This is a genomic window from Pseudomonas sp. MS646 (assembly GCF_036693845.1).
Taxonomy (GTDB): domain Bacteria; phylum Pseudomonadota; class Gammaproteobacteria; order Pseudomonadales; family Pseudomonadaceae; genus Aquipseudomonas; species Aquipseudomonas chlororaphis_E.
In genome coordinates this window covers 4,332,558-4,359,008 of record NZ_CP144763.1, presented here as the reverse complement: position 1 = coordinate 4,359,008, position 26,451 = coordinate 4,332,558, and the positions used below count along the sequence as shown (strand labels likewise).

25 protein-coding genes, 1 tRNA gene and 1 pseudogene are annotated in these 26,451 nt (G+C 59.0%); 18 read left to right on the top strand and 9 right to left on the bottom strand.

All coding sequences use genetic code 11. From position 1 onward, the window contains the following. Positions 1-154 precede the first annotated feature (154 nt). Entirely contained in the window at positions 155-1,045 is an 891-nt protein-coding gene (locus V3H56_RS18990) for an AraC family transcriptional regulator (protein ID WP_042732993.1), read from the top strand. A gap of 185 nt (positions 1,046-1,230) precedes the next feature. On the opposite strand, the gene V3H56_RS18985 is transcribed toward V3H56_RS18990, so the two are convergent. Further along, a complete protein-coding gene (locus V3H56_RS18985) occupies positions 1,231-2,895 on the bottom strand; it encodes an electron transfer flavoprotein-ubiquinone oxidoreductase (protein WP_338473756.1) in 1,665 nt (554 codons plus the stop codon). A gap of 543 nt (positions 2,896-3,438) precedes the next feature. Here V3H56_RS18985 and V3H56_RS18980 point away from each other — a divergent pair. From V3H56_RS18980 to V3H56_RS18930, 11 genes are all read left to right on the top strand, one after another. Further along, complete coding sequence (locus V3H56_RS18980) at positions 3,439-4,188, top strand: electron transfer flavoprotein subunit beta/FixA family protein (protein WP_028620627.1); 750 nt, start codon at positions 3,439-3,441, stop codon at positions 4,186-4,188. 2 nt (positions 4,189-4,190) lie between these two features. After that, a complete protein-coding gene (locus V3H56_RS18975) occupies positions 4,191-5,120 on the top strand; it encodes an FAD-binding protein (protein ID WP_047736411.1) in 930 nt (309 codons plus the stop codon). A gap of 178 nt (positions 5,121-5,298) precedes the next feature. After that, the gene (locus V3H56_RS18970; RefSeq protein ID WP_042732090.1) at positions 5,299-6,123 is read left to right on the top strand and encodes a transporter substrate-binding domain-containing protein; all 825 of its coding nucleotides are present in this window, start codon (positions 5,299-5,301) and stop codon (positions 6,121-6,123) included. A gap of 9 nt (positions 6,124-6,132) precedes the next feature. Continuing rightward, positions 6,133-6,492, top strand: coding sequence for a DUF4398 domain-containing protein (locus tag V3H56_RS18965; protein WP_042732091.1), 360 nt, complete (start codon positions 6,133-6,135; stop codon positions 6,490-6,492). Next, a complete protein-coding gene (locus V3H56_RS18960) occupies positions 6,489-7,298 on the top strand; it encodes an OmpA family protein (RefSeq protein ID WP_042732092.1) in 810 nt (269 codons plus the stop codon). Before V3H56_RS18965 ends, V3H56_RS18960 begins: the two co-directional genes overlap by 4 nt. Positions 7,299-7,494: 196 nt before the next feature. Further along, positions 7,495-8,937, top strand: coding sequence for a PLP-dependent aminotransferase family protein (locus tag V3H56_RS18955; RefSeq protein WP_014339472.1), 1,443 nt, complete (start codon positions 7,495-7,497; stop codon positions 8,935-8,937). Between the two features lie 86 nt (positions 8,938-9,023). Then, complete coding sequence (locus tag V3H56_RS18950; protein WP_047736410.1) at positions 9,024-9,497, top strand: hypothetical protein; 474 nt, start codon at positions 9,024-9,026, stop codon at positions 9,495-9,497. A gap of 145 nt (positions 9,498-9,642) precedes the next feature. Beyond that, positions 9,643-9,897, top strand: a complete 255-nt coding sequence (locus tag V3H56_RS18945) for a YkgJ family cysteine cluster protein (RefSeq protein WP_042732239.1) — start codon at positions 9,643-9,645, stop codon at positions 9,895-9,897. A 48-nt stretch (positions 9,898-9,945) separates the two neighbouring features. Further along, positions 9,946-10,554, top strand: a complete 609-nt coding sequence (locus V3H56_RS18940; protein WP_042732240.1) for an START domain-containing protein — start codon at positions 9,946-9,948, stop codon at positions 10,552-10,554. Positions 10,555-10,692: 138 nt separating this feature from the next. Further along, complete coding sequence (locus V3H56_RS18935) at positions 10,693-10,929, top strand: hypothetical protein (RefSeq protein ID WP_042732241.1); 237 nt, start codon at positions 10,693-10,695, stop codon at positions 10,927-10,929. 200 nt (positions 10,930-11,129) lie between these two features. Beyond that, a complete protein-coding gene (locus V3H56_RS18930) occupies positions 11,130-11,471 on the top strand; it encodes a ribonuclease E inhibitor RraB (RefSeq protein ID WP_042732242.1) in 342 nt (113 codons plus the stop codon). A gap of 110 nt (positions 11,472-11,581) precedes the next feature. Here the strand turns inward: V3H56_RS18930 and V3H56_RS18925 are convergent, their stop codons facing one another. Next, positions 11,582-12,388 (bottom strand): cytochrome c, encoded by an 807-nt coding sequence (locus V3H56_RS18925; protein WP_047736409.1) that lies wholly within the window; start codon positions 12,386-12,388, stop codon positions 11,582-11,584. A gap of 595 nt (positions 12,389-12,983) precedes the next feature. Between V3H56_RS18925 and V3H56_RS18920 the strand changes: the two genes are divergently transcribed. From V3H56_RS18920 to V3H56_RS18910, 3 genes are all read left to right on the top strand, one after another. Continuing rightward, entirely contained in the window at positions 12,984-14,189 is a 1,206-nt protein-coding gene (locus V3H56_RS18920) for an acetyl-CoA C-acetyltransferase (protein WP_047736408.1), read from the top strand. A 24-nt stretch (positions 14,190-14,213) separates the two neighbouring features. Next, on the top strand, positions 14,214-16,358 hold the full coding sequence (locus V3H56_RS18915) for a 3-hydroxyacyl-CoA dehydrogenase NAD-binding domain-containing protein (protein ID WP_047736407.1): 2,145 nt from the start codon (positions 14,214-14,216) through the stop codon (positions 16,356-16,358). A gap of 86 nt (positions 16,359-16,444) precedes the next feature. Next, on the top strand, positions 16,445-17,176 hold the full coding sequence (locus V3H56_RS18910) for an amidotransferase (protein ID WP_042730332.1): 732 nt from the start codon (positions 16,445-16,447) through the stop codon (positions 17,174-17,176). Between the two features lie 102 nt (positions 17,177-17,278). On the opposite strand, the gene V3H56_RS18905 is transcribed toward V3H56_RS18910, so the two are convergent. The 3 genes from V3H56_RS18905 to V3H56_RS18895 form a co-directional block, all read right to left on the bottom strand. After that, on the bottom strand, positions 17,279-18,250 hold the full coding sequence (locus V3H56_RS18905) for a magnesium and cobalt transport protein CorA (protein ID WP_042730333.1): 972 nt from the start codon (positions 18,248-18,250) through the stop codon (positions 17,279-17,281). A 133-nt stretch (positions 18,251-18,383) separates the two neighbouring features. Beyond that, the gene (locus V3H56_RS18900) at positions 18,384-19,106 is read right to left on the bottom strand and encodes a 1-acylglycerol-3-phosphate O-acyltransferase (RefSeq protein WP_047736406.1); all 723 of its coding nucleotides are present in this window, start codon (positions 19,104-19,106) and stop codon (positions 18,384-18,386) included. Positions 19,107-19,354: 248 nt separating this feature from the next. After that, the gene (locus V3H56_RS18895) at positions 19,355-20,044 is read right to left on the bottom strand and encodes a crotonase/enoyl-CoA hydratase family protein (RefSeq protein WP_042730335.1); all 690 of its coding nucleotides are present in this window, start codon (positions 20,042-20,044) and stop codon (positions 19,355-19,357) included. A 65-nt stretch (positions 20,045-20,109) separates the two neighbouring features. On the opposite strand from V3H56_RS18895, the gene V3H56_RS18890 reads away from it, so the two are divergent. Beyond that, positions 20,110-20,355, top strand: coding sequence for a hypothetical protein (locus V3H56_RS18890; RefSeq protein WP_338473755.1), 246 nt, complete (start codon positions 20,110-20,112; stop codon positions 20,353-20,355). Continuing rightward, positions 20,351-20,440, top strand: a tRNA-Ser gene (locus tag V3H56_RS18885). Before V3H56_RS18890 ends, V3H56_RS18885 begins: the two co-directional genes overlap by 5 nt. A 667-nt stretch (positions 20,441-21,107) precedes the next feature. Here V3H56_RS18885 and V3H56_RS18880 read toward each other — a convergent pair. From V3H56_RS18880 to V3H56_RS18870, 3 genes are all read right to left on the bottom strand, one after another. Then, positions 21,108-22,085: a hypothetical protein gene (locus tag V3H56_RS18880; RefSeq protein WP_152622924.1), complete on the bottom strand. Its 978-nt coding sequence runs from the start codon at positions 22,083-22,085 to the stop codon at positions 21,108-21,110. Then, the gene (locus V3H56_RS18875; RefSeq protein WP_338473754.1) at positions 22,082-23,002 is read right to left on the bottom strand and encodes a trypsin-like serine protease; all 921 of its coding nucleotides are present in this window, start codon (positions 23,000-23,002) and stop codon (positions 22,082-22,084) included. The genes V3H56_RS18880 and V3H56_RS18875 overlap by 4 nt, the downstream gene beginning before the upstream one ends. A gap of 766 nt (positions 23,003-23,768) precedes the next feature. Next, the gene (locus tag V3H56_RS18870; protein ID WP_123578488.1) at positions 23,769-23,921 is read right to left on the bottom strand and encodes a DNA cytosine methyltransferase; all 153 of its coding nucleotides are present in this window, start codon (positions 23,919-23,921) and stop codon (positions 23,769-23,771) included. On the opposite strand from V3H56_RS18870, the pseudogene V3H56_RS18865 reads away from it, so the two are divergent. Beyond that, positions 23,908-24,137, top strand: a pseudogene (locus V3H56_RS18865) (terminase); the annotation flags it as partial. The gene V3H56_RS18870 and the pseudogene V3H56_RS18865 sit on opposite strands and share 14 nt — an antisense overlap. Before the next feature lie 419 nt (positions 24,138-24,556). Here V3H56_RS18865 and V3H56_RS18860 read toward each other — a convergent pair. Beyond that, complete coding sequence (locus tag V3H56_RS18860; RefSeq protein ID WP_338473753.1) at positions 24,557-26,209, bottom strand: RopAA-2; 1,653 nt, start codon at positions 26,207-26,209, stop codon at positions 24,557-24,559. Positions 26,210-26,451: the final 242 nt, after the last annotated feature.

Here is a 26,451-nt window from a genome sequence, read left to right as displayed (position 1 = left end):
GTGAGGTGATCTATTCTGGGAGCCGTGGCGGCCTGCGGCGATGGCGATTCCTACGGGTGTCATGCCTAATCCTCCGACCTTGGCCGTGGATTGCTCCTATGGGGCGCCAGACCTGCGATGATGTCCTCATCCCTTTTTCCGTGAAGTTTTCCCCATGTTGCTGACTCGTCATCTCGATGCCAACGCGGCGCTGGTTTCGCTGATCGAACCCTTGGCGACCCGTGACGGCTTTATCCCTACACGTCTTGCGGGCGTGCAAGTGCTGCGGTGCAGCCAGGACATTGCCCGTGGCCCGCAGCTCTACGAACCGAGCCTGGTGATCATCGCCCAAGGCAGCAAATTGGCTTATCTGGGCCCGCGCACGCTGGAGTACGGCGCCGGGCATTACCTGATCCAGGCACTGCCGGTGCCGTTCGAGTGCGAAACCTATGCCATGCCCGATGCTCCGTTGCTCGGGATATCCGTGGCGATCGATCGGGCGCTGTTGGGCGAGTTGGTGCTGGCCATGGGGTTGATGCCGGGGCGAAGCCTCGCGGCCCAGACGCCGGAGTCCATGACCAGTGCCGTGCTCGATGGCGCCATGCGCGGCTGCGTCGAACGTCTGCTGCAATGCTTGCATGATCCGCTGGAGTGCCAGGTCATGGGCCAGGCGCGACTGCGCGAATTACTCTTCGCCGCCTTGCGCGGGCCCCAGGCCGATGTGCTCAGGGCGCTGGTGGAACAGCACGGCCAGTTCGCCCGGATTGCCGCGGCCCTGAGCCATCTGCACGCGCACTTCACCGAGCCGCTGAACGTCGAGACCCTCGCCAACTGCGCCAACATGAGTGCTTCGACGTTTCATGAGCATTTCAAGCGCAGCACGCTGCTCTCGCCGGTGCAGTACCTCAAGCGCTTGCGTTTGCTCAAGGCCCAGCGGCTGTTGCTCATCGATGGCATGGGGGTGGCGCAGGTGGCGCATCAGGTGGGGTATCAGAGCTCGTCGCAGTTCAGCCGGGAGTACAAGCGTTATTTCGAGCGCAGTCCCGGGGAAGAACGCGCCGCCTGATCCTGTGATGTTCACCTGTGGGAGCGAGCTTGCTCGCGATAGCGGCGGTTCAGCTTGCATCAATGTTGAATGGGCTGCCGTCATCGCGAGCAAGCTCGCTCCCACACGTTGGTCTGCGATGTTCTTGGATGGGCACGCAACAAAAAGGCCCCCATTGCGGGAGCCTTGATGTTCAGCGGGTCGGCTTACATGTTCGGGTAGGTCGGTCCGCCAGCGCCTTCCGGGGTCACCCAGGTGATGTTCTGGGCCGGGTCTTTAATGTCGCAAGTCTTGCAGTGCACGCAGTTCTGGGCGTTGATCTGGAAGCGTTTCTCGCCGTCTTCCTTGGTCACCACCTCATACACGCCGGCCGGGCAGTAGCGCTGGGCCGGTTCGTCGTACAGCGGCAGGTTCTTGGCCAGCGGGATGCTTGGATCGGTCAGCTTCAGGTGGCAGGGCTGTTCTTCTTCATGGTTGGTACCGGAGATGAACACCGAGCTGAGTTTGTCGAAGCTGATCTTGCCGTCCGGTTTCGGGTAGTCGATCTTCTTGCAATCGGCCGCCAGCTTCAGGCAGGCGTAGTCAGGCTTGTTGTCGTGCAGGGTGAACGGCAGCTTGCCACCGAAGATGTTCTGGTCGAGCCAGTTGAAGCCGCCGCCGATGATCGCGCCGTACTTGTGGATCGCCGCGCCGAAGTTACGGCTGGCGAACAGTTCTTCATACAGCCAGCTGTTCTTGAAGCCGTCGACGTAAGCGGTCAGTTCATCACCGCCTTCGGACTCGGCGAACAGGCGATCGGCCACCGCCTCGGCGGCGAGCATGCCGGACTTCATGGCGGTGTGGCTGCCTTTGATCTTGGCGAAGTTCAACGTGCCGAGGTCGCAGCCGATCAGGGCGCCGCCCTTGAAGACCATTTTAGGCAGCGAGTTCAGGCCGCCCTTGCAGATGGCGCGGGCGCCGTAGCTGACGCGCTTGCCGCCTTCCAGGTACTGCTTGAGCACCGGGTGGTGCTTGAGGCGCTGGAACTCGTCGAAGGGCGACAGGTAGGTATTGCTGTAGGACAGGTCGACGATCAGGCCGACCACCACCTGGTTGTTTTCCAGGTGATAAAGGAACGAACCGCCGGTGTTCTCGGTGCCCATGATGTCCAGCGGCCAGCCGGCGGTGTGCACCACCAGGCCCGGTTGATGCTTGGCCGGGTCGATTTCCCAGATTTCCTTCAAGCCGATGCCGTAGTGCTGGGCGTCGGCGTCGCTGTCGAGGTTGAAGCGCTTGATCAGTTGCTTGCCGATATGGCCACGGCAGCCTTCGGCAAACAGCGTGTACTTGCCGCGCAGTTCCATGCCGGGGGTGTACAGGCCTTCTTTCGGGTGGCCTTCGCGGTCGACACCCAAATCGCCGGTGATGATCCCGCGGACCACGCCATTTTCGTCGAACAGCGCTTCCTGGGCGGCGAAGCCTGGGTAGATTTCCACGCCCAGGTTCTCGGCCTGCTGGGCCAGCCAGCGGCACAGGTTGCCCAGGGAAATAATATAGTTGCCTTCGTTGTGCATGGTCTTGGGCACGAAGAAGTCAGGGACTTTGCTCGCACTGTCGGCGTTCTTCAGGACATAAATGTCATCGCGCTTGACCGGGGTATTGAGCGGCGCGCCCAGTTCCTTCCAGTCGGGGAACAGTTCGTTCAGGACACGGGGTTCGAACACCGCACCGGAGAGAATGTGCGCACCGACTTCGGAGCCTTTTTCGACCACGCAGACGCTGATTTCCTTACCGGCTTCGGCAGCCTTCTGTTTCAGTCGGCAAGCGGCAGACAGGCCAGCGGGGCCGGCACCGACGATGACCACGTCGAATTCCATGTATTCGCGTTCCACAGGCTATCTCCTACTCAAGGCTCACGGTTTTTTTCTAATTGGAGGTTGGGCGTTGCATCCGTTGTTGACTCGCAAAACTGACGAAAGTGACAACGGATCAGACGCGGGTCTCTCTGGGTGGCGCATTATATCTACACCACTCTCAGGGTCCAATACAAACGTTTGTTTGAAATTGCCGCAGCCCAGATAAATCACTGACGTACGGCTTATGCCTGGCCATTTTGCCGTATTGACCGGAATAGGCGTTCCGGTCAAGATACGGGCGGTTTTGCGCTCGCCGTAGGCTGACTGTTGGTTTCAAGAGCACCTCTAAAGACAGGGCGAAGGCAGCACAAAGTGACGTATTGCGTGGCTCGGATGCGCAGTTTACACGCCGCGATATTGAATGACTCATCGGTCTCGCCGACCAATGGTCTTCACTCCCGTGAGCAGGGTCATGTGTGGTTCATGCCGGCGTTTTTAGAGGTGCCCTTGCGCCCATGAGCATCAACCGCCAGGTTCGCCTAGGCGACTTTCTTTTCACCGGAGAGTAACGAGGAATCCATGAAGGTTCTTGTAGCTGTCAAACGAGTGGTCGACTATAACGTCAAGGTTCGCGTCAAGGCGGACAACTCCGGCGTCGACCTCGCCAACGTCAAGATGTCGATGAACCCTTTCTGCGAAATCGCCGTAGAAGAAGCCGTACGCCTGAAAGAGAAGGGCGTGGCGACTGAGATCGTCGTTGTCTCCATCGGCCCGACCACCGCCCAGGAGCAACTGCGCACTGCGCTGGCGCTGGGTGCCGATCGCGCCATCCTCGTCGAATCCGCCGAAGACCTGACCTCCCTGGCCGTGGCCAAGCTGCTCAAGGCCGTTGTCGACAAGGAACAACCACAGCTGGTGATCCTCGGCAAACAAGCCATCGACAGCGACAACAACCAGACCGGCCAGATGCTCGCTGCATTGAGCGGCTACGGTCAGGGCACGTTCGCGTCCAAGGTCGAAGTCAGCGGCGACAGCGTTGCCGTGACCCGTGAAATCGACGGCGGCGCGCAGACCGTTTCCTTGAAGCTGCCAGCCATCGTCACCACCGACCTGCGTTTGAACGAGCCGCGCTATGCGTCCCTGCCAAACATCATGAAGGCGAAGAAGAAGCCGCTTGAAGTGCTGACGCCTGACGCTTTGGGCGTTTCCACCGCCTCCACCAACAAGACCGTGAAAGTCGAAGCGCCGGCGGCACGCAGCGCGGGCATCAAGGTCAAGTCGGTGGCTGAACTGGTCGAGAAACTGAAAAACGAAGCGAAGGTAATCTAACTATGACTATCTTGGTAATCGCCGAACACGATAACAAGGCGCTGGCTCCGGCCACGCTGAACACCGTTGCTGCCGCGGCCAAAATCGGCGGCGACGTTCACGTACTGGTCGCCGGGCAGGGCGCTGGCGCCGTAGCCGAAGCCGCCGCGAAAATTGCCGGCGTGGCAAAAGTACTGTCGGCCGACAACGCCGCCTACGCAAACCAGCTGCCGGAAAACGTTGCGCCACTGGTCACCGAGCTGGGCAAGGGCTACAGCCACATCCTGGCTGCCGCCACGTCCAACGGCAAGAACATCCTGCCGCGCGTTGCCGCTGCCCTGGATGTCGACCAGATCTCCGAGATCATCTCGGTAGAAAGCGCCGACACCTTCAAGCGTCCGATCTACGCCGGTAACGCCATTGCCACCGTGCAATCGACTGCCGCGATCAAGGTCATCACCGTGCGCGCCACCGGTTTCGACCCGGTTGCCGCCGAAGGTGGCTCGGCTGCCGTCGAAGCCGTAGGCGCTGCCCACGACGCCGGCATTTCCAGCTTCGTCAACGAAGAACTGGCCAAGTCCGACCGTCCTGAGCTGACCGCTGCCAAAATCGTCGTTTCCGGCGGCCGCGGCATGCAGAACGGTGACAACTTCAAGCACCTGTACGCCCTGGCCGACAAGCTGGGCGCTGCCGTAGGTGCTTCCCGCGCCGCGGTCGATGCCGGTTTTGTTCCGAACGATATGCAGGTCGGTCAGACCGGCAAGATCGTTGCGCCACAGTTGTACATCGCCGTCGGTATCTCCGGCGCGATCCAGCACCTGGCCGGTATGAAAGACTCCAAAGTGATCGTTGCGATCAACAAGGACGAAGAAGCGCCGATCTTCCAGGTGGCCGATTACGGCCTGGTCGCTGACCTGTTCGAAGCAGTCCCCGAGTTGGAGAAGCTGGTCTAATCCGGCTTCTTCACTTATAAAGAGCCCGGCTTTGGCGGTAGCAGTGTTCATTTGAGGGTTGTCTGGATCATCGTGGCGAGGGAGCAAGCTTGCTCGCCACAGATCCATTCCCTTGATGACAACGCTACGGCCTGGCCGGGCTTTTTATCGTCTGCATTTTGAAGGGGAGCGTGTCGCCATGGATCTTCGCCGTTTGGCCGGCTGGCCGTTGTTGGGCCTGTTGATGGTCGGGCCTGGGTTGGCGCTCGCTGCCGGCAAGTGTGAACGACTGATCGCCACCGGCAGCCCGGATGCGCCGCCTTATCTTTGGCAAGACCCCCAGGACCCCAAGCATCTGATTGGCGCCGGTGCCGACCTGCTGACGCAAGTGGCGGCGCAACTGGGCATCAAGATTGAGCTGCTCTATGCCGGCAAGCGTGCCCAGGCGCTGGACGAAGTGCGCAGCGGGCGCATGGACTTGCTCACCGATGCACCGCTGACCACGACCGGGCTCGAAGCCCTGGACTACGTGCATCCGCCGCTGCTGGAAAACGATTACCTGGTCTGGACCCGCAAGGACTCCACGCTGGTCATCAACCGCCCCGAAGACCTTCATGGACATACCGGCGCCTTGTCGGAAAAGTCACGTATGACTGCAGGATTCGGCGTTTTTGCAGAGCAGCAATTGTCCCTCACCCGTACGCCAAACCTGACCCAGGCCTTTCAGAAATTGCTGTTGGGAGAGGTGGAATATGTCCTGGCGGGACGCTACTCGGGCCTGGCCATGGCGCAGACACTGGGGATGGCGAATGACCTGCAGGCCGCGCCGCAACCGGTGGATAAGCCTGGCCTGTTCCTCGCGGTTTCCCATAACTCGGCCTGCAATGACCCATGGTTACGCGGACAGCTGGCGCAAAAGATGACAGAATTGTCCGCGTCCGGCCTGGCAGAGGCTGTGTTGCAACGCAATCTAGAGCGCTGGAACACACAGTTGCAGTCTCCTGTCGGTGCCCCAAAACAGTAGGGAACATTAGTGACTATTCGACCTCTTTTCGCTGCCCTGGCCGTTCTGGCTCTGGCGGGTTGCGCAGCCGATCCGGCGCCGAATGAACAGATCCGCCTGACCGAACAGGCCTTGGAGCAGGCCCGGGCCGTGGGCGCCAACGCCGACGAAGTGCCCGAGTTGAAACTGGCTGAAGAAAAGTTCGCCCGGGCCAAATCCAACATGGCCGACGAGTCCTACAAGAAGGCGCGCATGCGCGCCGAGCAGGCTGAACTGGATGCACGCCTGGCGGAAGCGAAGGTGTTGACCCTCAAGAGCCAGGAACAACTGAACGTGCTCGACACGCGTATCAAGCGCTTGCGCAAACAACTGAGGGAGGACGCCCAATGAAGTCGTCCCAAGTCCTCGGCGGCCTGGTTATTGCCGGCCTGGCGAGTCTGTATGGCTGTGCGGGCCAGCGTAGCGAAGCCGCGCTCGACCAGGCCAGTGCCGATTTCCAGAAGGTCAAGGAAGACGCCAATGTATTGCGCGCCGCGCCCCGGGATGTGATCCGCGCCGGCGAATCCCTGGCCCGTGCCGATCGCTTGTCCACCTACTGGGGCAGCGGGGAAGACGTGCAGCATTACGCTTACTTGAGCCAGCGCTACAGCGCGATCGCCCGTGAACACAGCAACCAGGTGCTCAACGAAGAGCGTGCGGCGAAGCTCGAACTGGAGCGCCAGCGCCTGCAACTGGCCTTGCGCGAATCCAAGCTGCTCAGCGTGCAACAGCAGGGCAAGTGGCTGGAGGAACAGATCATGGCCATGGCCACCACCCAGACCGATCGCGGCCTGGTGATGACCCTGGGCGATGTGCTGTTCGACACCGGCGAAGCGGAGTTGAAGAATTCGGCCAATCGGGTCGTGCTCAAGATCGTCCAGTTCCTGCAGCTCAACCCCAAGCGCGTGGTGCGCATCGAGGGGTACACCGACAGCACTGGCGGTCGCCAGGAAAACCTCAAGCTGTCCCGCGACCGCGCACAGGCGGTGGCGGATGTGCTGGTGGACTTAGGGATTGATGAGAAGCGCATCGAAGTCCAGGGCTACGGTGACGACTACCCGGTGGACGTCAACGCCACCGAGCGTGGCCGGGCCCAGAACCGTCGCGTCGAGATCGTGTTCTCCGACGAGAAAGGCCAGCTCGGCGCCGCCCGCTGAGGGCGGCGTCACTGGAAAGCCCGGCGCCTTGAAGGTGCCGGGTTTTTTTTGCCAGTGAATCGGGGCAATGAGTACAGTTGGGGCTGTCACTGCACTGTACGGTCGAGTAATCTGGCAACTGTCCCAGTACACTTCTAAACTGTTCCGGTATCGTTTCCGACAAGAATAAAATGCCCGTGAAATCGAGTGCTGCGTCATGACCAACCTTCTGCTCTATCAACGTATTGCTCAACAGCTGGCTGAAGACATCCGGCGCGGTGTGTACCAGCCCGGGGAGCGCGTGCCGTCGGTGCGCAAGATGAGCTCGCAGCTCAATGTCAGCCACGCCACGGTATTGCAGGCCTACGCGAACCTTGAAGACCAGGGGTTGATTCGCGCGCGGCCGCAATCGGGTTACTACGTGCACCAGACGCCGGCCCTGACGGCGCCGACGCCGGACATCGCCCGGGTAGAGCGGCCGGGGCTGGTGACGCGCAGCAGCATCATCCAGCAGGTACTGGTCGAATCGCGCCGCGAGGGGGTGTTTCCCTTGGGAGCGGCGGTGCCTAGCGTCGACTACTTACCGGTGCGGGCGTTGCATCAGCAGTTGGCGAAGGTCACGCGCTTCCACAGCCCACGGGCCTTCAGCTACATGTTCAGCCCGGGCTTCGAGCCGTTGCGACGCCAGGTGGCGATTCGCATGCGCGATGCCGGCGTGGTGGTGGACCCCTCCGAAGTAGTGATCACCCACGGTTGCGTCGATGCCTTGCAGATGTCCTTGCGGGTACTGACCCGACCGGGGGACCTGATCGCCGCCGAGTCGCCGACTTACTATGGCTTGTTGCAACTGGCCGACCTGCTGGGCCTCAAGGTCATCGAGATCCCCAGCGACCCGGTTACCGGCATGAGCCTTGAAGCCCTGCAACTGGCGGCCAACCAATGGTCGATCAAGGCGCTGGTGCTGACCACGCGCCTGAGCAACCCGTTGGGCGGCACCATGCCCGAGGAGCGGCAGAAACAATTGTTGCGCCTGGCATCGGACTTCGACATCCAGATCGTCGAGGACGATATCTACGGCGAACTGATGTTCGAGCAAGGGCGGACCAAGGCCCTCAAGGCCTACGATCGGCTGGACCGGGTCATATATTGCTCGAGTTTTTCCAAGACGTTGTCGCCGGGCGTACGCATCGGTTGGATGATCGCCGGCAAGTTCCAGCAGGAAATCCAGCGCTTGCAGACCTTCAGCACCCATTCGGCGTGCAGCGTCACGCAGATGGGGATCGCGGCGTACCTGGAAAATGGCGGGTATGACCGCCACCTGCGCTATATCCGCCAGGAGTACCGAAAGAACCTCAGTGCTTTCCAGTTGGCGGTGCAGCAGTACTTCCCCGAAGGCACTCAGATGAGCCGTCCCACCGGCGGTTTCATCCTGTGGGTCAGCCTGCCGGGCCGGGTCAACACCCAAGAGCTGCACGTCCGGGCATTGCAGCAGGGCATCAGTATTGCGCCGGGGCTGATCTTCAGTAACACCGAGCAGTTCAACCATTGCATCCGCCTGAACTGCGGTACGCCGTGGAACCGCGAGGCAGAGCGGGCCTTGATGACACTGGGGCTATTGGCCACCCAACTGTGCCAAGAGACCGCCAACGGGTTTTTATAGGAATCAGCACCTTAGCCTGATGTGCTTGTCAGCGCCTCATTATCAGGCGAGCATGGGGGCCTCTGCCGTTATTGCCGTTGTGTGTTATGAAAGCCATTGCTCCTGCTGCCTGGGTTTTGATCGGCCTGCTCACCGCGTTTCAGGCGGGAGGTGTCATGGCGGCTTCGGCGCAGGATAAACCGGCCGCCAGCGCCACCCGCGATGCCTCGAAGAAACCCGTCGTGGCCAAGAAAGCCCCGGTGAAGAAACCCGCCGCGACGAAGAAAAAACGCGCGCCCATCGCGTCCAAGAGCAAATCCGCCCGTGAGGTCGCCAAGACCCCGTTGCCCCCCGCGAAGCTGGACTTGAGCCTGCCCCACGACATGGTCGAGGCGTTGCAGCCGCCGGGCAAGGTGGTGACGCCCAAGCATGAGCCGCTGTTGCCGTCCATGTTCGGCCAGAAGCCCGGTCCCTTCCAACTCAATGGCCGTTTGCTGAGCAACGAGATGCAACTGCCCCTGCGCAACCCCGAGCGCAGTGAATTGGAGGGCGCGGCACTGGACTTCGAATTCAAGCAATAAACCGGTGCCATCATGCAGTTCGTCGCTGACCGATCGGTCATGCGTGCCGTGGTCAAAAAAACACGCAGCCAGTAATTTAAAACAGGTGTTTTAGCCGTTACTCTGTGTTTGTTACCAACCATTACCGCCGTGAGGATGTCGTCGCATGAAATGCCGTGAAGGCTGTGGCGCCTGCTGCATCGCCCCTTCCATCAGTTCACCGATCCCTGGCATGCCCGACGGCAAGCCGGCGGGAGAACGTTGCGTGCAGTTGTCGGTCGATAATCTGTGCCTGATTTTCGGTCAGCCGCAGCGTCCGGCCGTGTGCTCGGGGTTCCAGGCAGACATCGAGGTGTGCGGCAGCAGCCGTGAAGAAGCCATCCGCCTGATCGACTGGTGGGAGCAAGTCACGGCGGCGTAATGGGGCACTGTGCGCAATTCAAATGAACGAACAATAAGGAAAAAAACCATGGGTTCGCTGCATCGTATGGCCATGTTGTGTGGGTTGACCGTGTTGATGGCAACCGCAACCGCTCAGGCGGAAGACTGGCAGGTCGCCAAGGAGCAGGACGGCATCAAGGTTTCGCTCAGCGAAGTGGCCGGCTCCAAGTACAAGGCCTATCGCGGCGTGACCGTGATGAAAACCACCATGGCCAAGCTGCGCGCCCTGCAGGAAGACGTGCCGGGTGCCTGTGCGTGGATTCATGAATGCAAGAGCCAGAAGCTGCTCAAGCACGAAGGCAATCAGAGCTGGACCTACACCCAGTTCAACACGCCATGGCCGGTGACCTCCCGGGACTCGGTGTTGGAAGTCACCACCGAAGAAGGCGCCGATGGCAGCCTGACCCGCAAGCTCAAGGGCGTGCCGACCTACCTGCCGGAAGAAAAGGGTTTCGTGCGCGTCACCCAGGTCGACGGCTATTGGAAGTTCGCGCCCAAGGGCGCCGACCAGATCGAGGTGACCTATCAGGTCCACACCGAACCAGGAGGCGATGTACCGTCCTGGCTGGCGAACAAGTTCGTGGTGGATGCGCCGTTCAACACCTTGAAAGCCCTGAGGGACCGCGCCGAAAAATAATCGCCGCGTGAGCCTCGCGAGACCGCCCACGTGGCGGTCTTTTCATGTGTGCCGTCCACCGGCCTGGTGGAACGATTGTTCAGCCCTCAATGTCGAGATAAAGGTAATCCCGGCCCTGAATTGATCAAGGAGATACCGATGCAAAAGTGGGAAATCACTTTCGTGGATGATCATGGCGAAGCCATCGCCGAGCAGTTCGACTATGAACAGGAGCCCACGATGGAACAGGCGGCGCAATTGATTCGCGAAAAGCTGCTGCCGGTGCCCGCAAAGCTGGACCTCAACGATCTGGAAGGGCGCACCGAGGACCCGACGGTCAAGAATCTCAAGTCCCAGCACAGTATTGAAATCATCAGCATTAAATCGATTTCATGAAATCGTTGGCTGGCCTCGCTTGGCAGTGGCCATCACTTGAAGCTACTCTGCAATTGAGATCAGCGAAAGGATCGCCAAGGTCCGGTCTTGTCAGCTACATGCTTGTGTCCCGACGGCAATTTGATGCCGTATCGCCTGCAACCTCCGGGTGGCACGCACGGGAAGACGGAAAGTCTATCCATCTGTTAGGAGGACGTTTCATGAGCACAGCCTATCAAGAAGACATCAGCACCCACGTGTTGCGCCGCATGAAAGAAGGCGGTTTCGATTTTTCCCGATTCCATCCCATCGAGTTCTACGCCATTTTCCCGGACGAGGAGCGGGCGCGCAGGGCGGCAGGTCAATTTCGGGGCGAGTCGTTGAACGCGCAGGTCAGTGCCCGGGACGACGGGGCATGGTCGTTGGAATTGAGCCGGGTGATGTACGCGACCTACGATGACATTGGAGACTTCGAGCAAGATTTCGAGGCCGTCGTGGAACCCTTGGGCGGCGTCATCGAGGGGTGGGGAGTCAAGCAGGAGATCCGACGCCTGCAGGGCTGATTGCCTACCTGCGTAACCCGAACAACGGCTGACCTTGGGGTCGGCCGTTTTCATGTGTGGCCCGGGCTGGCCCCGCAACCGCTGTCGAGCACGGCCCGCCCGCGCCAGGGTCATTGGGGTTGCTTGCGCCCCGCCATGTGCTTGAGGTAGCCCACCAGCAGGTCCAGTTCCGAATCTGGCAGCACCGCCGCCGAAAACCCCGGCATCTTGCCCTGGGGCCAGCGGCGCAGGCCTTGCGGGTCACGGATGTAGTGCTTGAGAAAATCGCCGGAGAAGTACTCGGTCGGATTGAAGGGGATGTTCAGGTCCGGCCCGAATTGCGCGTCGCCTGCGCCGTTGAGTCGATGGCACGCCAGGCAATGCTTCTGGAACAGTTCGAAACCTTTGTTGACCGGGTCGTCCTTCGCCAGGCTGGCGGCCGGCAGCAGGGCAGGGAAGCGTTCGGCCACCGCCGGCAAGCGCTTGATGGTGGCGACCGCGTAGGGCCATTGCTCGGGGCTGATGGGGCCCGCCTGGGGATCCGTCCAGACCAGGTAGAAAGGTCCGGCGCTGGACTTGCCTTCACTCAGCGGCGGCCATGGGCTGGCCGGGTCTTCGATCGCGAGCCAGGCTCGCGCACCGTGGCGTTCGAGCAGCGGCGCGGCGGGCATTTCTGCCGCGAAGCCATCCAGGGCAACGGCCTGCAGATGATCGCTTGGCTGCACCCCCGTCAACAGCGCCGCCAGCGGCACGGCGCGATATGTCATTGGCTTCTTGTAGGAAACGTCCTCAGCGATCTGGATCGTCCGGGCTTCGGGGTGCTTGAGCAAGGCCTCGGTTTGCCAGGTGCGCGCATTCGCGCCGAGGTCCAGCACCAACTGCGCGGCATACAAGGGCGAGCTGAGCAGCAGCGCCCCGATCATGAGGAGAGCTTTCAAGGGGGTCGCCTTCCGTGTCGAGGGGAGCGCAAAGATTGGCACAGCCACCCCGACCCGAACAACGAGCCCCGCTACTTTTTTGGTGATGCAGATGTCTGGATGCAGGCGGCGCGCGTACGACTCAGCCGATCACCTTGGTGATGTTCGGCAAGATCAACAGCAGCGTCGTGGCAAAGAGAATGAGCCCGGCTTGACGAACTTTCGAATGTTTGAACATGGCTGACCCGCCTTTATTGTTATTTCCTGAGGCCAGCCTGCATCTCCATGACGGCTGGCGTTGCACTTCCTGTTTGACAAGTGCCTCGGCAAAACCCGACGACTTTCTTGTACAAGGATTACATTAGGGGCCGCAGCCGGCTTGGCTTAGATCCAATTCGTATCAATGGCTGTATTTTTTCTATTAAAACGGCATGAGGCCTATTGCCACCTTCTTGAAGGCCCTTTGGCTAGACAGCTCGCTCTCCTGAAACGGTTAACCCGATAGCTCACTACCGTTCGTCTGAGCGTGGCCGTCAACGTCATTGAGCGCTGCGGTCATTGAATCCGACGCCGTTGGGCTTATGGTGAAGACCTCGCATTACGCCCCGAGGACGTCATGACCCAAGCTTTGATTTTCGATGCCGTGCGCACGCCCCGTGGCAAGGGCAAGGCCGACGGTGCCTTGCACAGCGTCAAGCCGGTGAACCTGATGGGCGGCTTGCTCGGCGCCTTGCAGCAACGCATGGACCTGGACACCAGCCAGGTCGACGACATCGTGCTCGGATGCGTGACGCCGGTGGGCGAACAGGGCGCCGACATCGCCAAGACCGCCGCGCTGGTGGCCGACTGGGATGTCAGCGTTGCGGGTGTACAGCTCAACCGGTTCTGCGCCTCCGGCCTGGAAGCGGTGAACCTGGCGGCCATGAAGGTGCGCTCCGGGTTCGAGGACCTGGTGGTGGCGGGCGGCGTCGAATCGATGTCCCGGGTGCCCATGGGCAGCGATGGCGGCGCGTGGGCATTGGACCCGCAATCCAACCTGCACGGTCATTTCATTCCCCAGGGGATTGGCGCCGACCTGATCGCCACGCTCGAAGGTTTCAGCCGCGAGGCAGTCGATGCCTATGCGCTGCATTCCCAGCAAAAGGCGGCGCGAGCCCGGGCTGAGGGAGCGTTCGATAAGTCCCTGGTGGCGGTACGGGACCAGAATGGCATTGTGCTGCTGGACCATGATGAATTCATTCGTGCCGACTCCACGCTCGAAGGCCTGGGCCAGCTCAAGCCGAGTTTCGAAGCCATGGGCCAGATGGGGTTCGACGGCACCGCGCTGCGGGTCTACAGCCATGTCGAGCGCATCCACCATGTGCACACGCCGGGCAACAGTTCCGGCATCGTCGACGGTGCGGCGGCGATGTTGATCGGCTCCGAAGCCAAGGGGCGGGCAATGGGCCTGCAACCGCGGGCGCGCATCGTCGCCACGGCCGTCACCAGCACCGACCCGACCATCATGCTCACCGGCCCGGCCCCGGCCACTCGCAAGGCCTTGGTCAAGGCCGGGTTGCGGGTGGAGGACATCGACCTGTTCGAAGTCAACGAAGCCTTCGCCTCGGTGGTGCTCAAGTTCATCAAGGACATGGCCATTGACCCCGCCAAGGTCAACGTCAATGGCGGCTCCATTGCCTTGGGGCATCCGTTGGGCGCCACCGGGTGCGCGATCCTCGGCACCTTGCTCGATGAATTGGAGGCACGGCGCCTGCGTTATGGCCTGGCGACCCTGTGTGTCGGCGGCGGGATGGGCATTGCCACCGTCATCGAACGCCTCTGAGCCCGACTTCAAGGAACACTTTTCATGACCGATGCCATCCGTTACGAAACCGGCGCCGACCGGATCGTCGTCCTGACCCTCGACCTGCCGGGCCAGAGCGCCAACACCATGAATGCGGCGTACCGGGAGGCCATGGCGGCCTGCCTGTCCCGTCTGATCGCCGAGAAGGCGTCAATCGCCGGTGTGATCATCACCTCGGCCAAGAAGACCTTTTTTGCTGGCGGCGACCTCAACGAGCTGGTCAAGGTCGGCAAGCCCGAGGCCCAGGCGTTCTACGCCAGCGTCCTGGATCTCAAGGCGCAATTGCGCACCCTGGAAACCCTCGGCAAACCGGTAGTGGCGGCGATCAACGGCGCGGCGCTGGGGGGTGGTTGGGAGATCTGCCTGGCTTGCCATCATCGGGTGGCGCTGGATCATCCGTCGGTGCAGATCGGCCTGCCGGAAGTCACCCTCGGCCTGTTGCCGGGCGGCGGCGGGGTGGTGCGCATGGTCCGCCTGCTCGGCCTGGAGCAGGCGTTGCCGTATCTGCTGGAAGGCAAGAAGGTTCGCCCGCAACAGGCGTTGCAGGCAGGATTGATCGACGCGCTGGCGGCAGACCGTGACGAGCTGTTGGCCAAGGCCCGGGCCTGGATCCTGGCCAACCCCGGCGTGGCCCAGCCATGGGACGTGAAGGGCTACCGGATCCCAGGTGGCACGTCGACCGAGCCAAAAATGGCGCAGATGCTGGCGATCATGCCTTCGATCCTGCGCAACAAGACCCAAGGCTGCCTGCCCGCGCCGGAGAAGATACTCTGCGCGGCCGTGGAAGGCGCTCAGGTGGATTTCAACACCGCTCACCTGATCGAAACCCGCTATTTCACTGAATTGGTCACCGGCCAGGTGGCCAAGAACCTGATCGGGACCTTCTGGTTCCAGCTCAACGAGATCAAGGCTGGCGGCTCTCGCCCACACGGTTTTGCGCAGTCTCTGACGAAGAAAGTTGGCGTCCTGGGGGCCGGCATGATGGGCGCCGGCATTGCCTACGTCAGCGCCGTGGCCGGTATCGACGTGGTGCTCAAGGATGTCGACCTGGCCGCAGCGCAAAAGGGCAAGGCCCGTTCGGCGGCGCTGCTGGACAAGAAGATCGCCCGCGGCCAGCTCACTGTCGAGCAGCGCGACGCCACGCTGGCGCGGATCCATGCCACCGGCAGCGACGCGGACCTGGCCGGTTGCGACCTGATCATCGAGGCGGTGTTCGAGGACCGCGCCTTGAAGGCTCAGGTGTCGGCGGCCGCCCAGGCCGTGGCGGGGCCTGAGGCGGTGATCGCTTCCAACACCTCGACCTTGCCCATCACCGGCCTGGCCACGGCGGTGCCTGACCCGAGCCGGTTCATCGGCCTGCATTTCTTCAGCCCGGTGGAGAAAATGCCCCTGGTGGAGATCATCAAGGGGGCACGCACCGGCGATGAAACCTTGGCGCGGGCCTTCGACTTTGTCCTGCAGATCAACAAGACGCCGATAGTGGTCAACGACAGCCGCGGCTTCTTTACCTCCCGGGTGTTCGGCACCTATACCAGCGAGGGCATCGCCATGCTCGGCGAAGGTGTGAGCGCGCCGATGATCGAGACCGAGGCGCGCAAGGCCGGAATGCCGGTCGGTCCCCTGGCGATCGCTGACGAAGTGTCCCTCAGCCTGATGAACCATATCCGCGTGCAAACCGCCAAGGACCTGCAGGCCGAAGGGACAGCACCGAGCGAACACCCGGCCTTCGCCGTGATCGACGTACTGCTCAACGAATACAAGCGACCGGGCAAGGCCGCGGGCGGTGGTTTCTATGATTACCCGACCACCGGGTCGAAGCATCTCTGGCCGGGTCTCAAGAGCCGCTTCGAGCAAGCCGACGGGCAGATTTCACCGCAGGATGTCCGCGATCGCCTGCTGTTTATCCAAGCCTTGGAAACCGTGCGTTGCGTGGAGGAAGGTGTGCTCACGTCGACCGCCGATGCCAACGTCGGCTCGATCTTCGGCATCGGCTTTGCGGCCTGGACCGGTGGCGCCTTGCAGTTCATCAATCAGTACGGCTTGCCGGATTTCGTCGCTCGCGCCCAATACCTCGCCGAGCAGTACGGTGAACGCTTCTCGCCGCCGGCCTTGCTGTTGGAAAAAGCCGCTCGCCAGGAACTGTTCTGAGACGCCGTGAGGGGCTTGCCTTGGGACCGTGTTTCAGGGCAGGCTCTGGGGTGTGCAATATTCCCATCACGTGTCAGGTATTTTTTATGTCGTTACGCATCTGCATTCTGGAAACCGATATCCTGCGTCCGGAACTGGTCGACCAATATCAGGGGTACGGGCAGATGTTCCAGCGGCTGTTTTCACAGCAGCCCATCGCGGCGCAATTTATCGTGTACAACGTGATGGAGGGGCATTACCCCGACGATAGCGAACAGTTCGACGCTTATTTGGTGACCGGCAGCAAGGCCGACTCCTTTGGCACCGACCCTTGGATTCAAACCCTCAAGACCTACCTGCTGGACCGCTACCAGCGGGGCGACAAGCTGCTCGGCGTGTGCTTTGGTCATCAATTGCTGGCCTTGCTGCTGGGCGGCAAGACCGAGCGCGCCACCCAGGGCTGGGGTGTCGGCACCCATCGCTACAAACTCGCCGCCAAGGCGCCGTGGATGAGCCCGGTGAAAGAAGAACTGACGCTGCTGATCAGCCACCAGGACCAGGTCACCGAATTGCCCGAAAACGCCACGGTGATCGCTTCGAGCGATTTCTGCCCGTACGCCGCCTACCACATCAACGACCAGGTGCTGTGCTTCCAGGGGCATCCGGAATTCATCCACGATTACTCCCGCGCCTTGCTGGAGCTTCGGCAGCAGCACCTGGGCGAGCAGGTCTACAGCCAGGGCGTGGCCAGCCTCGACCAGGAGCACCATGGCACGACCGTGGCGGAGTGGATGATGCGCTTCGTTGCCCACAAGCCCGAGGCCGCGACCCAGGGTTGATGCCATTGGGCTGACCCAAGTGCCACAGTGACCCCCAGTCACTGTGGCAGTGAGCCTGCTCGCGAAGAGGTCGGCCCAATCCCCGCGCCGCGGGCTGAACCGCTACAGCCAACCCGAGCGCTTGAAGCTGGCCCACAATGCCGTGCACCCAATGGTAATCACCCCCAGCACCGTGAAGTAGCCGTAGTGCCAGCTCAACTCCGGCATGTCCTGGAAATTCATCCCGTAGATCCCGGCCACCGCCGTCGGAAACGCCAGGATCGCCGCCCACGCCGCGAACTTGCGCTGGACCACGCTCTGGCGTGAGGCCTCGAGCAGTACACCGACTTCGATGGTCTGGCTGGCGATGTCCGCCAGGGTCGTCAGGTCCTCCATCTGCCGCGTGACGTGAATCTGCACGTCGCGGAAGTATGGGCGCATGTTCTTGTCGATGAACGGGAAGTTGAGCTTCTGCAACTCTTCGCTGATCTCCACCATCGGCGCCGCATAACGACGCAGGCGCAACACGTCACGGCGCAGGCTGTGCAGATTCTGGATGTCCCGCTCGTTCAAGGCGCTGCACAGCACGTGGTGCTCCAGTTCATCGATCTCGGCATGAATGGCTTCGCCCATCGGCTGGTAGTTTTCAATCACGAAATCGAGGATGGCGTAGAGCACGAAATCTTCCCCGTGCTCCAGCAGAAGTGGACGCGCCTCACAGCGTTGTCGGACGTGGGCGTAGGATGCCGAGTGGCCGTTGCGGGCGGTGATGATGTAGCCCTTGCCGGCAAAGATATGCGTCTCGATGAACTGCAACTTGCCGTCCTTGCGAATCGGCGAATAGGTCACGATGAACAGGGCATCGCCGAAGGTTTCCAGCTTGGGGCGGCTGTGCTTTTCCATCGCATCTTCAATGGCCAGTTCGTGCAGGTTGAACTGGCGTTGCAAGTTGTTCAGCTCCTGGGCGCTGGGTTCTTCCAGACCGATCCAGACAAAATGGCCAGGTTTCGCAGCCCAGGCGCTGCCTTCGTCGAGGGTGATATTGGTGACTTTCTTACCGGCGCTGTATACCGCAGCAGCAACGACTCTACCCATGGTGATGGTTCACTTCTTGGAAAATGGCAGTGGCACGCAACGTCCAGCTTAGCGTGCGCTGTCATTTGAGAGTCAGCAAAATCTGCCGAGTTTCCGCGGGCAAAAGAAAACCCGCCATCAGGCGGGTTTGCACTCAAGCGGTTTGCGCTTGCCGGTCCAGCGAGGCGATGCACTCGCGCATCTGTTCACGGCACTGGGCGATGAGCTGGGGCATGTCATCCATGCTCAGCCCGGCTGTAGGAATTGCCGGTAATGAGCGTATGAAAATATCACCGCTGCGCCAGCGATTGAGGTGCATGTGCTTGACGTAGTTGCTCACGCACACCGGGATAATCGGCACCCCGGCCGCGATGGCCATCTGAAAGGCGCCTTTCTTGAACGGCAGCAGGTCGGCCCCGAGGTTGCGTGTGCCTTCCGGGAACACCCAGATCGAGGTGTCCTCATGTTGCAGCGTATGGGTGGTGGTCAGCATCGCCCGGCGTGCCCTGATGGCATTGCCACGGTCGATCAACACGTTGCCGGCCAACCAGAACAACTGCCCGAACAGCGGCACCCACTTCAGGCTCTTCTTGCCAATGCACACGGTACGGTACGGCACCACGTTGCCGAACACGAACAGGTCATAGTTGGATTGATGATTGGCGATGATCACGCAGCTCGGGGGTTTATCCATCAACGAGGTGACGTCGGCCCTGACCCGCAGGCGCAGGATCCACATCGCCGGCAGCGCGTACAGCCGGGCGCACAGACGGCTGTTGTCCGGGTTGAACGGCCGGCAGATACCAAGGATCAACCCCAGCACACCTGCCAGGACAAAATGCAGTCCCATCAACAACATACGCAGTACAAACAGCATCTACAGGCCCTGTTGCGACAAAAGTGGGCGCAGTGTACGGTTGTGCACTGTTTTCGGCAATTGTCCCTATAGAGGTAGGAGATGGACGACGTTCACGGGGAACGCTCCCCGAAGGCATGGCGGAAACAGGCTAAGCCGGTCGCTGATTTTCAAACAGGGCAGGTGGGAAAAGTCGACAGAGGACCGTGGCGAAGGCGCATGATCCTTCGCCACGGGGTTGATCCAGCCATGTTGGCTGGTGGAAGGGGTTAACCCAAGTGTTCCTGATCCTGCAGGATCGCACTGTCCAGTGTCTCCAACAGCGCCTTGCGCACCTTCAACTTGGTGTTCTTGTGGGCGGTCATGTTGAGTTTCTTCAACTGACGCGCCGCCTCCAGCGCGGCTTCTTGCAGTTCCTGCGCCGACACCACCTTGTCGAGGAAGCCCGCACCCACTGCGTCCTGCGGGTTGAACATCTCGGCGTTGATCACCGAGCGGTGAAAGGCCGACTTGCGCAAGCGGTCACGGGCCAGCTCGATACCGGCGTGGTGCATGGTCATGCCGATCTGCACTTCATTCAGGCCGATGCTGAACGGTCCGTCCACGCCAATGCGGTAGTCCGCCGACAGCAGCAGGAACGCGCCCTTGGCCACGGCATGCCCCGGGCACGCGACGACGACAGGGAAGGGGTGCGACAACAGGCGACGGGCCAGCGTCGAGCCGGCCGTGACCAGGCTCACCGCTTGCTGAGGGCCGGCCGTCATGACCTTCAGGTCATAGCCACCGGACAGGATCCCCGGTTGCCCGGTGATGATCACCACCGCCCGATCCGCCGTCGCCTGGTCCAGCGCAGCGTTGAGCGCGACAATCACATCGGGCGAGATGGCATTCACCTTGCCGTTGTTCAAGGTCAGGGTCGCGATACCGTCTTCGAGATGGTAGCCAATCAGGTCGCTCATCACGCTATTCCTTGTAAGAGAAGTGAGGCAGACGTTACCCACCGCCGCAGGCCAGGTAAAGCGCCGTGACTGACTCACCGGTCAGCCCTGACATCGACAAACCTCTGGCCTGCCCATCCGGCCTTACCTTCATCCCTGGCCTCATCTCCACGCACACCCGGAGATTGGCCGGTTTGCCATGTTCCGACGCGTTTGAAATGCCCGAACACCTTAACCGCATGAAAATTCTGAAAAAAACCTTTGCCATCGGAAAGCCTTTCGACTACATTAGCGCGCCTCGACAGACTGAACAGTTTGCCGAGACACGGTGAAGTGTCCGAGTGGCTTAAGGAGCACGCCTGGAAAGTGTGTATACAGGAAACTGTATCGAGAGTTCGAATCTCTCCTTCACCGCCAAACTCTACAAACACAAACCCCCGATTTTCCTAGAGAAAGTCGGGGGTTTGTGGTTTTTGGCGTCTGGAAAAGGGCGATATGGGGAAATATGAGGGTGTTTTCGTCCCTAGGAGTGCCGAAGCGTGTGCGCTAGCTTCACTTTTTGGAGAGATAGTCCGATCTGGATGAGGGCGTTTGACTTTGGGGAGAAGCGGTAGACCTCGGCCAACAAGTGCAATCGACTCTCATGCGGTCGTGTCAGCACCCGCAGGCGTTTCGTCGAGGCTTTGGTGATTACTAGCAAATAAAGGGTCCCACCTATACTCAGGGTGAGGCCTTTCCTATTTCTGACAAGCCGCCTCGATTACTGGGCCAAATGGGCTTCATATTGCGGTAAGACCACATGCGGCAGCCTACGACAACAAAACGCTGGGAGTAGAAAAAAGACGCGGTAGGCGTCTTTTTTCGTTTTCGGAAAGCAGGTTCGGGCACCGCTCGCGAATCGCCTTGCGCGGTTACGGTTTTCGCCGCAGGGAAGCGCTCAACCTCATCTGGTCAGTCTCTTCGATAGGGTCGATGTCGGAAAAATTTTCACGTTCGTCGACTGATCCCCTCGAGTCCGCCTAGAAATTAGGCCATGAGATAAACGATCTCAAGCTGGGTTGTATATTCGGCATTAGTCTAATTTTTATTGTTCGGGTTTGTTTTTGTCCTCGATTTCCTTGGAGAGTTCCTCGGCTTTCGCCTTAATGGCGTCGTTAACAATAGCGAGAGCTTTATCTGTAGGAACCTTGTCAGGTCCTTCGATTACTGTAACGCTCACGACGTTAACAGTCGCGCTTTTGCTGCCTTCAACCAATGAAAACCGAGATGCAAAATCGCTCCCTTTATACATAAACCCGGCAGGAAATCCATCTAGGGGAGAAATGGATTTAACATCTGCAAACGCTACTTCTACGCTGAGATCGCGTTTGGCCCGTTGAAATACCCCTTTGTGCAATGAGTGTGGGTACCACAAAAAGGTAGGAGTAACTTTATACAAGTATTTGGAGGAGGAAGGATCAGATCCCGTCACTACGTAGGCTTTCATTTCTACCATAAATACCGGATTGCCTATTAGGCTGTCGACAGGGTTTTCTGAGTTTACTCCGGCCATCTCATACTCTTTGAGGTCTTCTATAAAAACGTTGTCTCGTTCATCAATTTTATTTTGGATTTGGATTTTTTTAAAGGTCTGTATTGTCTTGTTTTTGTCATCTGATGTAGGGGTCGTTTTGAATGTTCCATATATTGCAAGCATGCATAATTTTGGCGAAGGAGTCGGTGCTGGCGCAGGGGTCATATTTGCGTTGCTTAAAAGCGATTTTCCGGATATTTTGACGTCGCCTTGTAGGTATTTTATCGCGATATCAACTTGCTCTTTTCCGTAAGCCGCAATTTGTTTTATTGCTGAACCAAGGACTACCGCCCCCAAGGGAAGGACTGTCTCTTTGCCTAGGGTTTCTGTAGCGCATTTTTCCCCGATCTTGGTAAAAACCCTAAGTTCTTCTATTGATTCATTACGATGTATATCGGAGATATCGTAACTTTTAGTGCTCACGGTTTTAGGGCCCCAGCTGCAGGAAGCCAGCAGAGCTGAGGAAAGTATCAGTAAGCCATTTTTCATTTTAGCATCCCCGCGAAAATGTCAGTAGTTACTGCTAGGTTTACGGTATGGTTGGTACAACTACCACCAAGCTCGACGCCAGAGTGCACGCCAACAAGCTTGGGATAATCCGCGCTTATGGAGTAAACAGGTGATCCAGAAAAGCCAGTCAGCGTGCTGCATGTGTAGGCTATGCATCCATGTTTTACTTCATAGGGAATGCAAGCGTTTTTAATTTTGCTCCACATCACAACCTGTGACACTCCTTGAAGGTTGTTGCCCGGAATTTTTGTTCCTATTTCTATGCCCGGTATGAATAAAGGTGTTTCTTCTGATACTGAGCTTAAATCACCAATGATGGGGGCAGGAGGGGTTTCAGAAAGTTTGCTCCCAATCGCTTCTACTGTTGCTATGTCACAATTAAGTGGGCCGCAGTTTGTGACTTTGATGGAGTAGGCTTTGTCTAGAAGGATTTTGTAGTTTTCATAGGGCTCTGTTTTGCCGGAAAAACAATGTCCTGCAGTAACCCATTTTCCATTTCCAGCATAGGAGGCCATGCAGAAATGGCTGCTGTCAAAGGTGATTGATGTAATCCCATCTTTGAGTTTGTTGTATATTATTGTTGTTTTTTTATCCTCGCCATTATTTTTTTGAAAACAGCTTAGCACTGCGTGTGGCTTGTTCGTTTGCGTTGAAAGTCCATCTCCTCCTCTGCATCCCAATTGTGTAGCCTCTGCAATTATCTGAGTGTATTTTTGAGGGTCGAATTTGGTGGAGGCTGAAGGGTTGTATTCGTTGGTGAATGTATGGCCGAACAAAACCGGCAGGTTGTTTTTTCCCATTGTTTTATAAGGTACATAAGCGATTTTCATAATCGCTAGTGTTGATCCAGTAAAGGCAAGCAAGAGGCAGGCTGTATAAACCGATTGTTTTCTCATTTAACACCTCTCTGGTTGAGATTGATTAAAGCTGGAATCAGAGAAGTGTCAAATTATTGATGGGAAATAATGTAATGTTTTTTATTTTATGTAAGTTATTGAAATTTATGAAAAATTAAAATTTGACTGCCGTGGTCTGACTAAAAGTCCGCTACGCATCTGCTGCAGACCAAATATTTTTGATACGTCAATTCCTCATCAGCTCCCGCCCAACCCACTCCGCAACCTGCGTAAAACGGCGTTTCCGGCACTGAAAACCTCTTCAAGGTTGGCCGCATCCAGTCCGATGCAAACCCCATCATTTCAGACGCTCGTTGCCGCTCAACTATCTGATCCCACCCGTTCGGGTGAGCGACGAAAGTGGTACAGCCCTAAGCGATTTGGTATCCGGCCTTGTTTGCCAATAGAGTATTGGCAGCCCAGGCGTCCGCGGGGCATGGCCATCGTCTCGAGCGAGACGCTGGAGGTATTGCGTCCACTGGCGCGGCGTCAGCTAGGAACTCGAAGAAGGCATGCGTCGATAACCGGCGACCAGGAATATTCGACGACGTTGCAGGGGGACTCCGAAATATTGAGCATTAAGCACTCGGCAAAATCCCACATGCCCCAGTCCGCAAGGGCCCGAATGACTGTCTCAAAGTCTTCGCTATCGTCGACAGCGAGCAAGTTAACGACGTTTTCAAGGACCACCCAGCCAGGTTGTATCTCTTTGAGGATTCCCAAAACAGGCCGCTGCGTAGCCCTCGGGTGGCCTGATTGCTTCCCTTCATCCGGCGATGCTGATGTGCTGGCAGGAGAAACCGGCGGTGAGGATATCCACCGGGGTGAGGTTATGGGTGCCGCATTGACGCATGTCTTCGAACTGGCGTGCATGGGTAAATCGATCGGCAAGCACAGCCCGGGCTGTGACCACCTTCAACTACTCGCCCGAGGTTAAAACCCGCTTGGTGTTGAAGGCCTACGAGGTGATCCATAAGGGAAGGCTGGAGTTCGATGCCGGCTGGAACGACATGGCCCAGTCGCTCATGGCAATCCGCAAGACCATTACCCAGGCGGCCGCCAGTTCACCTACTTCCACGCATTGCAGAACGAACCGCTCGAAGGGCAGACCGCTGCCAATACCGTTGAGACTTAAACGGTTATTTCTGCTCTCAAGGCTTTCTGGATGTTCATAAAAACACGAGTGAGTTACTAAAGTTACCCACTGCCGACGCTGCTCCCCAAAAACGCAATAGTCTGCTTACGTGACCGTGCCCCTTGGTGCCGAACAGATTCCATGGGACTGCCATGGGAATACTTGCGCGCAAACTATCGCCCTGAAACCCTTATAAATCGGGGGGGCGACATCGCGAAAATCCCAATCGGGTGCTTTCAACTCTCTCCTTCACCGCCAAATTCTATAAACACAAACCCCCGATTTTCCTAGAGAAAGTCGGGGGTTTGTGGTTTTTGGCGTCTGAAAAAAGCGATCCGGAACCGAGCGACCCTGTTCGCGCCAAGCCGAGGCGGTCCATATCCGTGCTTTCCCCTCGGAACTAAAGGCGCCAGCGGGCCTTACACAATGTCTCCATCATCCTGGGCGGCGGGGCGTGTGGGCGCTGAGGACGTTGCTGGGGTCTGCGCAGCGGTGAGCGGCTGCAGGAGTATGTTCTGACCTTGAACGGCTGGGCCTTGGGAGGAGGCCACCGTGCGTTGCCTCAGCGCTCCAATGCTTTTGTCCCAAGCCGATTGGGAGGTGGAGCCAATGACGCCAGCGGCGCTGATGACTCCATCCCCTGCCGCTTGAACTGCACTTTTGGTGTGGCTGGCCCCTGAAACAGCGACCTCTTTGGCAAACTTGGCGCCGCTGAGCGATGTCTTGAGTGCAAGCTCACCGCCTTTGACGGCCACTCTGCCCACGGCATCTGCGCTCCCTTCTACTGCTTTGGGTACATGGGCATCGACAGCCTCGGTGGCTTTTTTCGGTAATGAGCCACCTAGCGAGGCGCCGGCTGCCCACAGCCCGAAAGCCAGAGTACCCAATACGTTTTTTACCCCCTCCGAGGCAGCGGTAGCGGCCATTGCTCCCAGTTGCCTGGACTTGGCCAAGTTGGCTGTGGCGGTTGTAGCCGCGCCCATCGCAGAAAATCCCCCAGTCAGGAGGCCATTTCCCAGGACACTGACCGGGTCCAGGATCTCTTTCAGGGCATCGCCGCTGATGATCGCATTCAGAGCTGTAGCCGAGCCTTCACCAAGCCGCGCGGAGACCATCTTGACCAGGGCAGTGGCATCGAGATCCTTTAAAGTCTCGAAGTCATCCAGCCATTCGGTCTCTTGATCAAGAGGCTTATGAGGCTGCCCCTGCGGTACAGCATCTCGACGACCATAGAGCATTGCTGGCTCGGCCAAGTGGTTCGTGCGATCGCGGCTCACAGCGTAATGCTCAATTGCGATGCCCACGAGGATAGCCGTGACGGGGCGTAGGGCGGGCTGCAGGATGGCATCCAGCTCCTCTCGGCCGGCAGCCGTCATGGCCAGCGTCGATGCGTACATCGCAGTATTACGGACGGCAAACCCGACAAGCCACTTATTGGCTTCGTCGAAGGCGTTGCGCAATGGGCCTTTGTCCAATGCCAGCAGCTTTTGCGCCACTGACGCTTGAAGCGCCGGGTGCAGTGTTTGGCTATCGGGCTTAAGGTAGTAACCCGGCTTGAGGCCTGCAATCATCTTGTTGCCGGCAGCATCAGCCATACCGGCATACAAGCATGACATAGCGTTCTCTATCGCCGCTTGGCGTACGGTATTGGCATGCTGGCCCCCTACCTGAAGGATGGACGGGCTGAAATTACCTGCCTCGGTAAGCGCTGCAAAGGGCGTCCCCCCCATCCCCGACTTTATTGATGCAAACAATCTGTCGGCTCTGGCTGCGTTTTTTTCCACCTTCTCCATGTCGTGGACGTTGTAGCCCTTCGCCTCTAACCGTTGGGCACGGTCATCGCGAATCGCGTTCAGCTCCCTGTTGTGGGGGCTTGCGGTCGAGGCAAGGGGGTGGCCGGAGTCGGCATCTCTCTCCAGGTGAGCCTCGAAATGGTCTTGAAGCCGGCTGCTCATCGCCAGCCCGGTAGGGCCGAGGTTGGGAGAGTGGGAGACCTGTGGCGCTGCATCGGGCTGTAGCTCATCAGGTACACGCGTCATCTCGCGGTTTGCACTCACATTAATCGTATCCATGGCATTACCCTCTGGTGATCGGCAGATAGAAGCATGCAAATGAATTCGGTGGCCTACGCGCCCACCCGCCATCATTTCCCCCGCCCCGACACATCTCGATCTGGACGCTATGAGCGGCGACATCCTTGCCCTGAGTGGCGATGACGGAAGAAACGTTCCAAAGGAGAGCGGTTTTATTCCACTTGAACGGCTTGGCCGAGAAACCCCTTGCGGGCTTCGATGAATCGGCGACAGCTGGCTTG